Annotated in this window: 7 protein-coding genes; 6 read left to right on the forward strand and 1 reads right to left on the reverse strand. The window is 72.7% G+C overall.

Going from position 1 to position 8,604, the window contains the following annotated elements; all coding sequences use genetic code 11:
* Positions 1 to 665 precede the first annotated feature (665 nt).
* The 6 genes from cobT (at position 666) to D6689_15175 (ending at position 7,294) form a co-directional block, all read left to right on the forward strand.
* Complete coding sequence (gene cobT / locus D6689_15150) at positions 666 to 1,718, forward strand: nicotinate-nucleotide--dimethylbenzimidazole phosphoribosyltransferase (protein RMH39950.1); 1,053 nt, start codon at positions 666 to 668, stop codon at positions 1,716 to 1,718.
* Positions 1,715 to 2,458, forward strand: coding sequence for an adenosylcobinamide-GDP ribazoletransferase (locus D6689_15155; protein ID RMH39951.1), 744 nt, complete (start codon positions 1,715 to 1,717; stop codon positions 2,456 to 2,458). The genes cobT and D6689_15155 overlap by 4 nt, the downstream gene beginning before the upstream one ends.
* A 162-nt stretch (positions 2,459 to 2,620) precedes the next feature.
* Positions 2,621 to 3,568, forward strand: a complete 948-nt coding sequence (locus tag D6689_15160; protein ID RMH39952.1) for a putative selenate ABC transporter substrate-binding protein — start codon at positions 2,621 to 2,623, stop codon at positions 3,566 to 3,568.
* Between the two features lie 6 nt (positions 3,569 to 3,574).
* The gene (locus tag D6689_15165) at positions 3,575 to 4,336 is read left to right on the forward strand and encodes an ATP-binding cassette domain-containing protein (GenBank protein ID RMH39953.1); all 762 of its coding nucleotides are present in this window, start codon (positions 3,575 to 3,577) and stop codon (positions 4,334 to 4,336) included.
* Complete coding sequence (locus tag D6689_15170) at positions 4,323 to 5,951, forward strand: ABC transporter permease subunit (protein ID RMH39954.1); 1,629 nt, start codon at positions 4,323 to 4,325, stop codon at positions 5,949 to 5,951. The genes D6689_15165 and D6689_15170 overlap by 14 nt, the downstream gene beginning before the upstream one ends.
* A gap of 122 nt (positions 5,952 to 6,073) precedes the next feature.
* Entirely contained in the window at positions 6,074 to 7,294 is a 1,221-nt protein-coding gene (locus D6689_15175; protein ID RMH39955.1) for a DUF445 family protein, read from the forward strand.
* A gap of 40 nt (positions 7,295 to 7,334) precedes the next feature.
* Here D6689_15175 and D6689_15180 read toward each other — a convergent pair whose 3' ends face one another.
* Entirely contained in the window at positions 7,335 to 8,597 is a 1,263-nt protein-coding gene (locus D6689_15180; protein RMH39956.1) for a response regulator, read from the reverse strand.
* Between the last annotated feature and the right edge of the window lie 7 nt (positions 8,598 to 8,604).

Raw genomic sequence — 8,604 nt, forward strand, 5'->3', positions numbered from 1 at the left:
ACAACACGCACAGCGCGTGCGGCTCGACGCCGGTGAGCGTCGCCGCGTACGCGACGCAGTAGGCGACGATCGGGTTGGTGAGCGCGGTGGGCTTGAGCCAGAACTGGCGCTGGGTACAGCGCCGAGTGACAAGGTAGGTCGAGCCCGGCAGGACCTGTCGCGGCACGCTCACGTACCGCGTATCGGCTGGGGCGGCTCGCGGTTGCGCGAGAAGTTCAGCCCGGGTGGGGGTGCCAAGCGGGTGCCACGGGACACACGCGATCACCAACCCAGGTGCGGGCGTCGCGAGCAGGCACAAATCAACCCGGGGGCGGGTGCCGCAATCAACCCGGGTGCGGGCGCCCGGGCGAATCAACCCGGGTGCGGGCGCCGGCGGGTGCCGCGGGCGCCCATCAACCCGGGGGCGGGCGCCGGCGAATCAACCCGGAGGCTTGCGCCGGCGGGTGCCGCGGGCGCCCATCAACCCGGGGGCGGGCGCCGGCGGGTGCCAATCAACCCGGGGGCGGGCGCCGGCGGGTGCGAATCAACCCGGGTGCGGACGCCAGGGCGCGACTCAACGTCGCGGCCGTGGACGACACCGGCGTGATCGGCGCCCCCACCGCGAGGCGCACAGCGGTGCGCCGCCGCGGTCGCGCCGGGGCGACGGCGCGAGTACGCTCGCCGCCATGTGGACGATCCCGCCGTTCGACGACGCGGCCGCCGCGCGCGCGCGCCAGCGCCAGCGCGAACTCACGAAGCCGCCGGGCAGCCTCGGCGCACTCGAGAGCGTCGCAATCCAACTCGCCGGCTGGCAGGGCACCGACCTCCCGGCATCCCGGCCCGCCGCCGCCATCCTGTTTGCCGCCGACCATCCGGTCGCCCGCCGGGGCGTGTCGGCGTACCCGCAAGAGGTCACCGCCGCGATGGTCGCCAACTTCGCCGCGGGCGGAGCGGCAGCGAGCGTGTTGTGCCGCCACGCGCACGTCCCGTTGCGCGTCGTCGACGTCGGGGTGGCAGCCCCCTACGCCGTACCGGCCTCCGCTGCCGTACCCGTGCGACGTGACGCGGTTGCCGATGCACCTGCCGGCGACATCTGCGTCGAGGATGCGATGTCCGAAGACGTCTATCGCGCCGCGCTCGCCGCGGGCGCCGCGGAAATCGACGAGCTCGCCGCGGACACGCGGCTCGTCATCCTCGGCGAGATGGGCATCGGCAACACGACCCCCGCATCCGCGGTCGCGGCGGCGCTGCTCGGCTGCGACGCGCAGGAGATCGTCGGCGCGGGCACCGGCGTGACCGGCGCTGCGCTCGCCGCGAAAATCGCGGCCGTGGACGCGGCGGTGCGACGCGTGCGCGGCGCTCCGCCCGACGAGGTGGTCCGCGCCGTGGGTGGTCGCGACCTCGCGGCGCTCATCGGCGCGGCCGCGCGCGCGCTCGAGCGGCGCATCGCCGTGCTGGTCGACGGCTTCATCGTGACCGCGGCCATGCTGGCGCTGGTTCGGATGGATCCGGCGGCACGGCAGGGGTTGCTGTTCGCGCACCGATCGGGCGAACGCGGACACGCGCGCCTGTTGGCTGCACTGGACGCACAACCGTTGGTCGATCTGTCGATGCGCCTGGGCGAAGGCAGCGGCGCCTTGGTCGCACTGCACCTTGTCGACTGCGCGTGCGCTTTGCACCGCGACATGGCGACGTTTGCGAGCGCGAACGTGCCCGGCCCCGCGGCGGAGCGGCCGTGACGGCGAGTGCGCTCGGCGGCCTGCGCGCCGCGGTGTCGTTCCTCACGCGCGTTCCGGTCGGCCGGCCGCCGGCCGAGGACGAGCTGCGGCTGGCGCCCGCCTTCTTTCCCGCGGTCGGCGCGGCGATCGGCGGCGCGATGGCCGGCGCGTTCGCGATCGCGGCGCCGGCCGGCGCCCTGCCGGCGGCGTGCGTCGCGCTGGCCGCCGGGATGTGGCTCACCGGGGCGTTTCACGAAGACGGCCTGGCCGACACGGCCGACGCGCTCGGCGGCGCGCTCGATCGCGACCGGCTGTTCGACATCCTCAAGGACAGCCGCATCGGCGCGTACGGCGCGGCGGCGCTGGCGGCGTCGCTCGTGCTGCGCGCCGCGCTGATCGCAGCGCTGGCGGACCGCGCGACGGCTGCGCTCGTGGCGACGCAAGCGCTGGCGCGACTGCCGCCGGTGTGGCTGATGGCGACGCTGCCCTACGTGACGGCCCACGACCGAAGGCGCAGCCCGGCGTTTCGCGCCGGCGCGCGCGAGGTCGGCGTGGCGTCGGCGTTCGCCGCGATCGCCGTGACGGCCGCGGGCCTGTCGGTTTTCGAGATGATCGCATCGGCCGCGGCCGCCGCCGTCGTGACGCTCGCGTGTGGCTGGCGGTTTCGCGCGCGCGCCGGCGGCCTCACCGGCGACTTCCTCGGCGCCACCGAACAGGTGGCCGAGTGCGCGCTGCTGTTGGCGCTCGCCCTGGCAACGTGACGCGGCGCCGCACGCGGGCTCCGGCGCGCACGCCTCCCCGCGCGCGGTCGATCGCGCCGCAGCACGGTCGCCGCCCTCCGCCGCGCGCGGGCGCGCCATCCGGCGCCGTTGCAATGTGGCCGGCCGCTTGACCCGGGGGCCATTGTGCGCAACACACGGGCCATGCGTCACATCCGTTCGCTCGCCTTGCTCGCGGCCGCCGCGTCCGCGTGCGGCAACTCCGACTCGAACCCCGCCGCCACGGCGACTGGCTCCGCCGCCGCGCCGTCGGCCAAGGCGACCGGCTCCGCCGCCGCGCCGTCGGCCGAACCGAAGCGGCCCTCGGTCATTCGCGTCACCGGGATCCCGGACGAAAATCCGACGGAACTCGTCCGCGCCTACAAACCGTTGACGGACCTTTTGTCCAAGCGGCTGGGCGTGCGCGTCGAGTACGTTCCCGTGACCGATTACGGTGCCGCCGTCCAGGCGCTCGCGGCCAAGAAGGTCGACTTCGCGTGGCTCGGCGGGTTCACCCACGTCCAGGCGCGCAACATGACGGACGTCGTGCCCGTCGTCATGCGCGACATCGACCGCGAGTTTCACAGCGTATTCATCGCCAACGCGAACAGCGGCATCCAGTCGATCGCCGACCTGCGCGGCAAGAAGTTTGCGTTCGGCTCGAAGAGTTCCACCTCGGGGCACCTGATGCCGCGCCATTTCCTCGTCACGAAACACGGCATCGACCCGGACAAGGACTTCGACGGCCCCCCGGTGTTCAGCGGTGCCCACGACGCGACCGTGAAAATGGTCGAATCCGGCAAGGTCGATGCGGGCGCACTCAACGAACAGGTCTGGCAGCGCATGGTCAAGGAGGGATCCGTCGACACCCACAAGGTGAAGGTCATCTGGACCACGCCGCCGTACGTCGATTACGTGTGGACGGCCCGCGCCGACGTCCCCGAGGACATCCGCCGCGCGTTTGCCGACACCTTCCTGTCGCTCGACCCGAAAAACCCCGAGCATGCACCCGTGCTCGAGCGAATGGGCGCGACCAAGTACGTGCCCGCGAGCCCGTCGGACTTCGACGCGATCGAACAGGTAGCCAAGTCGATCGGCCTGCTCAAGAAGTAGTGAGCCGTGCCTTCGCCGGTTCCCGTGCGGTTCGAGGGCGTGTGCCGGCGCTGGCGTGACCGCGCGGCGCTCGTCGACGTCGACCTCGCGCTGTCTCCGGGCGAGCGCGTGGCGCTGATCGGTCCCAGCGGCAGCGGCAAGACCACCTTGTTGCACCTGCTGATGGGCGCGTTGCGCTCGTCGGCGGGGCGCATTCGCATCGGAGACGTGGCGATCGAGGAGATGACGCCCGCGCAGGTGCGCGCGCACCGCCGCCAGTGCGCACTCGTCGACCAGGGATCGCTGCTCATCCGGCAGCTCACCGTGCACGGTAACGTCGTGGCCGGCATGTTGCCGCACTGGCCCTGGTGGCGCGTACTCGCGTCGGTGGCCTGGTCCGTGGAGCGCGCCCGCGTGCGCGCACTGCTCGACGACGTCGGCCTCGGCGACCGCCAGTGGGACTCGGCCGCGACCCTCAGCGGCGGCCAGCAGCAGCGCGTCGCGATCGCTCGCGCACTCGCCGGCCAGCCGGCGTTCTTGCTCGCGGACGAGCCGACGAGCGCGCTGGACCCGACGACATCCGACGAGGTCATCGCGCTCATGGCCGCCCGCGCGCGGCGGCTCGGGGCGACCCTCGTCATCTCGACTCACCGGGTGAGTCAGGTGCTCGACGACGTCGACCGCGTCGTCGGGCTGCGCGCCGGGCGCGTCGTGCTCGACGCGCGGCCGGCCGACGTCGACGACGCCGCGCTCGACGCGCTGTACGAGGGCAGCCGTGAGCGCGCTTGAACCGCGCGATCGGCGGCGCGTCGCGCTCGCCACCGCCGCCACCGCGTCGGTCGTGGCCGCCGGCTGGTTTGCCGGCGCCGATCCGACGCGGCTCGCGGACGCGCACGGCGCGGCCAACTTTGCGGCGCTGCTGCGGTCGCTGCTGTCGCCGGACCTGAGCGGGCCGTTTTTGTCGCGCATCGGCGGCCTGGCGGTCGACAGCATCCTGATCGGCGCCCTCGGCTTGGCGATGGCGCTCGCCGTCGCGGCGCCCCTCGCGATCGCCGCCGCGCGCGTCCCGGGGCTCGCCGACGACCCGCTGGCCCGGAGATGGCGGACGGCCGGCCGCCGCGCGCTGCGGTCGTCCGCGCGCGGGGTCCTCGCGTTTTTTCGCGCGGTCCCCGAGATCCTGTGGGCGTACCTGTTCGTGCGCATCTTCGGGCTGGGGCCCGGCCCGGCCGTGTTCGCGCTGGCACTGTCGTTCGGCGGCATCATCGGCAAGCTGTTCGCGGAACTGATCGAAGCGGCCGACCCGACGCCGATCCGGCGCCTGCAGGCCGCCGGCGCCGGGCGAATCGCCGTGCTCACGTACGGCGTGCTGCCCCAGGTGCGCAGCCAGTGGATCGCCTACGCGCTGTTTCGCCTCGAGTGCTCCATCCGCAGCGCGTCGATCCTCGGCGTGGTGGGCGCCGGCGGCCTCGGCAGCGAGATCGATCTGAGCATCCGCTACTTTCAGTACGACAAGCTCGCCACCGCGCTGCTCGCGGTCCTCGCCTACGTCGTGGCGCTCGAGATCGCGAGCGCACGTCTGCGGCGGGCGCGCCCCGGCTGGCCGCTCGCGCTGTTTTGCGCCGGAGCCATCGCGGGCGTCGCTCGGCTCGACATCCCGTGGCGCGCGGTCTGCGGCGAGGACGCGACGGCGCAACTGCGCGCGTTCTTCGCCGGGTTCGTGTCGCCGACGACCGACGCCGCGTTCCTCGTCCGCGCGGTGCGGCTCGCGGCGGTGACGGTCGCGATGGCGTGGGCCGCGACCGCGCTCGCGGCCGCCGCGGCGTTCGTGCTCGCCCCCCTGTCGGCGACGACGTTCACCGTGCGCGGGTACCTCGACGACGCGCCCGCCGCGCGCGGCCCCCGGCGCTACGCCGCGCTCGCCGTCATCGCGCCCGCGCGCGCCGCGCTGCAGGTGGCCCGCGCGCTCCCCGAACTGGTGTGGGCGCTGCTGTTCATCGTGTGGGTCGGACCGGGACCGACCGCCGGCATCCTCGCGCTCGCGGTCCACACGACCGGCATCCTCGGCCGACTGTACGGCGACGCGCTCGAGGAGGCCGAGCCCGGCCCCGCGCGCCTCATCGAGCGCAGCGGCGCCGGTCCGCTGTCGCGCTACCTGTACGGCGTGCTGCCGCAGGCGCTTCCGCGCATCGCCTCGTTTTCGCTGTTCCGGTTCGAGGTCAACATCCGCGACGCGGCGATGGTCGGTTTCGTCGGCGCCGGCGGGCTCGGAGACGCCCTCCACACGGCCATCAGCCTGTTTCACATGAGCGATCTCGCGACGCTCGTCGCCGTCACGATTGCCGTCGTCGTCGCGGTCGACGGCCTCGGCGACCGCGTGCGGCACCGACTGCCGGGCGTGGCGTAGCCGGCCGATGCTCCACGCCACCGTTGCGCTCTCACGCGCGCCGGCCTCGCCGGTCGCACGCAGCTCGCTCCGGCCGAAAATCGCGCTGGCCCCTTGCGAAGCCGCCGCGCGCTGCCGCTAAGATGGCGACCATCGACGCCTTCACCAAAGATCCGCTCGTCTTTCTCATCCCCGTGATCGCCGCCGTCATCGGCTGGGGAACGAACGTGCTCGCGGTCGAGATGATGTTCCGCCCGCTGCGGTTCATCGGCATCGGCCCGCTCGGCTGGCAGGGCATCGTGCCGAGACACGCTCGCAAGCTGGCGGCCAAATCGACCGACCTCATCACGTCGAAGCTGATCAATCTGCGCACGCTGTTCGAGGACTTCGACGCGTCGGGGTTCGCCAAACAACACCTCGACCGCGCGGTGGACGAACTCACCGATCAGATCCTGTCCGAAGCCGAGCGGTATGCCGGCGACATGTGGAAGAACGCGCCCGACGCGATCAAGTCGCAGGTGCGCACGATGCTGCGCGCCGAGATCGAACAGGTCGCCGGCCGCATCCTCGCCGACATCGGTGAAAACATCGAAGACATCCTCGACGTCAAGGCGATCGTGGTCGACACGGCCGAGCGCGACCGCGCGCTGGTCGGGCGCATGTTTCAAGAGACCGGCGCAGCCGAGTTTCGGTTCATCAAGCGGTCGGGCGCGTACTTCGGCTTCTTGTTCGGCATCGTCCAGATGGTCGCGTGGGTCTACTATCCCGCGTGGTGGGTGCTGCCGTTTTTCGGCTTCGTCGTCGGCTACGCGACCAACTGGCTGGCGATCAAGCTCATCTTCGAGCCCGCCCAGCCCAAGCGCTACGGCCCGTTCGTGATCCAGGGCCTGTTCCACAAGCGCCAACACGAGGTCGCCCAGCAGTTCGCGGCGATGCTGTCGAAGGAGATCCTCAACACGGACGCCATGGTCGCCAAGATGGTGTCCGGTCCGGGCGGCGAGCGGCTGTTTGCCATCGTCGACCGCCACGTCACGGAGCTGCTCGACCGCTACGCGAACCACCCGATGACCGCCGCGCTGCTGCCGGCCGACAAGATGGCCGAGGTACGCGAGGAAGTCCTCGCGCGGCTGCGCGAGGAGCTGCCCAAGCCGGGCGGCTTTCTGTACACGTTCACGGCGCGCGCGATCGACATCTACGGCGAGTTGTTCGAACGGATGTCGAGCCTCGATTCGGAGAGCTTCGAGGGCGTGCTGCGGCCGGCGTTCCAGGAGGATGAGTGGAAGCTCATCGTCGCGGGCGCGGCGCTGGGGCTCGGCGCCGGCGTGTTGCAGCTTTTGTACATGTTCGGCGACTCGCTCGCGTGACCGCCCGCCGCGGCGCCCCGGCCGGCCGCGCCCTACGCCGTCAGCGATCCCGCGCGGCTTCGTCGCGCAGGCGCGCGTGCTCGAGCAAGACCGCCGCGGTCGGCAGGTCGATCTCGTCGGCGCCAACCACCTCGCACGCGACGAACTCGAAGTTGCCGTCGTCCCAGTCGAGCACCGAAAACAGCCGGTCGCGCGGCGTCCCGTGCGGCGTCGGCCCCTCGAGTTTCACGACGCGACCGCCCGCGATGAACAGCCGCGCGATCTGGTCGTCGCGCAGCACCACGAGGATGCCCGACTTGCGCTCGAACTCGAGCAGCGACAGCAGCGTCGGCAGGCCGATCTGCGCGAGGTGGCCGTGCAGCATCGCGCGCGGCGGCTCGCGCTGCGGCAGCGCGAGCCGCCGCAGGCGGATGCTCAACTCCTCTTCGGTAAACGGCTTGTGCAGCACGTCGCGCACGCCCATGCGGTAGGCGCGCAGCCGCCGCATGTCGTCCATGTTCTCGGACATCAACACGATCGGCACGTGGTCGAGGCCCGGCCGCGACAACACCATCTTGGCGAGGGTCCAGCCGTCGGTGTCCGGCATGTCGGCCTCGGCGACCAGCACGTCCGGCGCCTCGTGTTGCATGCGCGCGTAGGCCTCGGCGCCGGACCGCGCCGTCGACACGAGGTAGCCGTCCTCCGACAGCCCGGTCTGCAACCGGTCGAGTAGCCGGTGGCTGGGGTCGGCGATGAGCACGCGGATGGAGCGCGGCACCTCCTGCGGCGGCGGCGTGACCTGCTCGAGCACGTCCTCGAGATAGCTCAGCAGATGCTCGCGCCCCTCGTTGTCCTGCTCGAGAAACTCGAACCCCATGCCGGGACGGCGGCCGAGCGCGCGGGCGGCCGACGGGGCCAGCAGGTGTGCGACCCGCGAGATCACCCGCACGCGGTGGTCGACCGGCAACGTGATCGTGAGTTCGACGACGTCGCCGACCGGCAACAGCTCCTCCGTGCGCACGAACGCACCGCGGCGGCTGAGGTCTTCGGTCTCCGCGCGGACGATCCGGCCGAGCCGCTCGAACTCGACCGGACACGCCGTCACGATGCGCTGCTCGCGATGCACCCCTCGGGCCAGTATAGGGGATCGCCCGACGCACAGGGGTCCTTCGGCGAGCGCGCCCGCGCGTCCCCGCCGGCGCGGCCCGCGCCCGCGGCCTCGCACCGCGCCGGCGGCCCGCACCGGCGTCCGCGCGCCGCGCCGCCGCGGCACCGGCGCCGCGTGTTTGCGCCGCCGCGGCCGCCCGCCCCCGCGGCCTCGCACCGCGCCG

The sequence above is a fragment of the Deltaproteobacteria bacterium genome (genome assembly GCA_003696105.1).
Taxonomy (GTDB): domain Bacteria; phylum Myxococcota_A; class Polyangia; order Haliangiales; family J016; genus J016.